The following is a 3,116-nucleotide window of genomic DNA, read 5'->3' on the forward strand; positions in this document are numbered from 1 at the left end:
TATCGGCTGTCGTTCTTTAACAATCTGGAAGAAGTAAGTAATTTGGATAGCGGAAGCGTCTATGAGATGGACGTGAAAACTATCCGGGTTGTGATTGTATCGATGTATCTCAAGATGATTCGAACTCTATGTTTGACTCAATTGGAATACGGCACAAATGCGAGAACTCAACCTGTAGCGACTGTAACGTCGAAAGATGAGACAGACTCGTTATAGGGTCAAGCGAACAAGTGCATGTGGTGGATGCCTTGGCGATCACAGGCGATGAAGGACGCGGTAGCCTGCGAAAAGCTACGGGGAGCTGGCAAACGAGCTTTGATCCGTAGATGTCCGAATGGGGAAACCCACTCCTTTTGGAGTATCCATGGCTGAATACATAGGCCATGCGAAGCGAACGCGGTGAACTGAAACATCTAAGTAACCGCAGGAAAAGAAATCAACCGAGATTCCCAAAGTAGTGGCGAGCGAAATGGGATGAGCCTTGCACTCTTTATTTGTATTGTTAGCCGAACGCTCTGGAAAGTGCGGCCATAGCGGGTGATAGCCCCGTAGGCGAAAACAGTATGAAAGAACTAGGTGTGCGACAAGTAGGGCGGGACACGTGAAATCCTGTCTGAAGATGGGGGGACCATCCTCCAAGGCTAAATACTCGTGATCGACCGATAGTGAACCAGTACCGTGAGGGAAAGGCGAAAAGAACCCCGGGAGGGGAGTGAAATAGATCCTGAAACCGCATGCATACAAACAGTCGGAGCCTCGTAAGGGGTGACGGCGTACCTTTTGTATAATGGGTCAGCGACTTACGTTCAGTAGCAAGCTTAACCGTATAGGGCAGGCGTAGCGAAAGCGAGTCCGAATAGGGCGTTCAGTTGCTGGGCGTAGACCCGAAACCAAGTGATCTATCCATGGCCAGGATGAAGGTGCGGTAACACGTACTGGAGGTCCGAACCCACTAACGTTGAAAAGTTAGGGGATGAGCTGTGGATAGGGGTGAAAGGCTAAACAAACTTGGAAATAGCTGGTTCTCTCCGAAAACTATTTAGGTAGTGCCTCGTGTCTCACCTTCGGGGGTAGAGCACTGTCATGGTTGGGGGGTCTATTGCAGATTACCCCGCCATAGCAAACTCCGAATACCGAAGAGTGCAATCACGGGAGACAGACATCGGGTGCTAACGTCCGGTGTCAAGAGGGAAACAACCCAGACCGCCAGCTAAGGTCCCCAAATATAGCTAAGTGGGAAACGAAGTGGGAAGGCTAAAACAGTCAGGAGGTTGGCTTAGAAGCAGCCACCCTTTAAAGAAAGCGTAATAGCTCACTGATCGAGTCGTCCTGCGCGGAAGATGTAACGGGGCTAAGCTATATACCGAAGCTGCGGATGCGTGCTTTGCACGCATGGTAGGAGAGCGTTCCGTAAGCCTGCGAAGGTGCGTTGAAAAGCGTGCTGGAGGTATCGGAAGTGCGAATGCTGACATGAGTAGCGATAAAGGGGGTGAAAGGCCCCCTCGCCGTAAGCCCAAGGTTTCCTACGCAACGTTCATCGGCGTAGGGTGAGTCGGCCCCTAAGGCGAGGCAGAAATGCGTAGCTGATGGGAAGCAGGTCAATATTCCTGCACCATTGTTAGATGCGATGGGGGGACGGATCGCGGAAGGTTGTCCGGGTGTTGGAAGTCCCGGTCGCTGCATTGGAGAAGGCGCTTAGGCAAATCCGGGCGCGGAATTCAAGGGTGTGGCGCGAGCTCCTTAGGGAGCGAAGCAATTGGAAGTGGTTCCAAGAAAAGCCTCTAAGCTTCAGTCTAACGATGACCGTACCGCAAACCGACACAGGTGGGCGAGATGAGTATTCTAAGGCGCTTGAGAGAACTCGGGAGAAGGAACTCGGCAAATTGGTACCGTAACTTCGGGATAAGGTACGCCCTTGTAGCTTGATGCCCCTGCGGGCAGAGGGTGAAGGGGTTGCAATAAACTGGTGGCTGCGACTGTTTAATAAAAACACAGCACTCTGCAAACACGAAAGTGGACGTATAGGGTGTGACGCCTGCCCGGTGCCGGAAGATTAAATGATGGGGTGCAAGCTCTTGATTGAAGTCCCGGTAAACGGCGGCCGTAACTATAACGGTCCTAAGGTAGCGAAATTCCTTGTCGGGTAAGTTCCGACCTGCACGAATGGCGTAACGATGGCCACACTGTCTCCTCCCGAGACTCAGCGAAGTTGAAGTGTTTGTGATGATGCAATCTACCCGCGGCTAGACGGAAAGACCCCATGAACCTTTACTGTAGCTTTGCATTGGACTTTGAACCGATCTGTGTAGGATAGGTGGGAGGCTATGAAACCGGAACGCTAGTTTCGGTGGAGCCGTCCTTGAAATACCACCCTGGTTTGTTTGAGGTTCTAACCTTGGCCCGTGATCCGGGTCGGGGACAGTGCATGGTAGGCAGTTTGACTGGGGCGGTCTCCTCCCAAAGCGTAACGGAGGAGTACGAAGGTACGCTAGGTACGGTCGGAAATCGTGCTGATAGTGCAATGGCATAAGCGTGCTTAACTGCGAGACCGACAAGTCGAGCAGGTGCGAAAGCAGGTCATAGTGATCCGGTGGTTCTGTATGGAAGGGCCATCGCTCAACGGATAAAAGGTACTCTGGGGATAACAGGCTGATACCGCCCAAGAGTTCATATCGACGGCGGTGTTTGGCACCTCGATGTCGGCTCATCTCATCCTGGGGCTGTAGCCGGTCCCAAGGGTATGGCTGTTCGCCATTTAAAGAGGTACGTGAGCTGGGTTTAAAACGTCGTGAGACAGTTTGGTCCCTATCTGCCGTGGGCGTTGGATATTTGAAGGGGGCTGCTCCTAGTACGAGAGGACCGGAGTGGACGAACCTCTGGTGTACCGGTTGTCACGCCAGTGGCATCGCCGGGTAGCTATGTTCGGAAGAGATAACCGCTGAAAGCATCTAAGCGGGAAACTCGCCTTAAGATGAGATATCCCTGGGGACTAGATCCCCTTGAAGGGTCGTTCGAGACCAGGACGTTGATAGGTCAGGTGTGTAAGCGCAGTAATGCGTTCAGCTAACTGATACTAATTGCCCGTAAGGCTTGATCCTATAACAAGTCTGCCTTGT

At 52.2% G+C, this 3,116-nt stretch carries 1 protein-coding gene and 1 rRNA gene; both read left to right on the forward strand.

The genetic code is table 11. From position 1 onward, the window contains the following. Positions 1-216: hypothetical protein (locus BLA15945_RS37440; protein WP_217468183.1), on the forward strand; the 216-nt coding region annotated here is incomplete at its 5' end. Further along, positions 217-3,098 (forward strand): 23S ribosomal RNA (locus tag BLA15945_RS37445). Positions 3,099-3,116: the final 18 nt, after the last annotated feature.

It is taken from the genome of Burkholderia arboris (genome assembly GCF_902499125.1).
Classification (GTDB): domain Bacteria; phylum Pseudomonadota; class Gammaproteobacteria; order Burkholderiales; family Burkholderiaceae; genus Burkholderia; species Burkholderia arboris.